The 237-nt window shown below is 50.6% G+C and carries 1 rRNA gene; it reads left to right on the top strand.

What is annotated here, in order from left to right:
• Positions 1–237, top strand: a 23S ribosomal RNA gene (locus tag KI379_RS33915); the annotation flags it as partial.

Raw genomic sequence — 237 nt, 5'->3', positions numbered from 1 at the left:
ACCGGGAGTCAGACAGTGAGTGCTAAGATCCATTGTCAAAAGGGAAACAGCCCAGACCATCAGCTAAGGTCCCCAAGTGTGTGTTAAGTGGGAAAGGATGTGGAGTTGCACAGACAACCAGGATGTTGGCTTAGAAGCAGCCACCATTGAAAGAGTGCGTAATAGCTCACTGGTCGAGTGACTCTGCGCCGAAAATGTAACGGGGCTAAACACACCACCGAAGCTATGGCTTGATGC

The sequence above is a fragment of the Paenibacillus cineris genome (genome assembly GCF_018333335.1).
GTDB lineage: Bacteria > Bacillota > Bacilli > Paenibacillales > Paenibacillaceae > Paenibacillus_AQ > Paenibacillus_AQ favisporus.
This window is presented reverse-complemented; position numbering and strand designations above follow the sequence as displayed.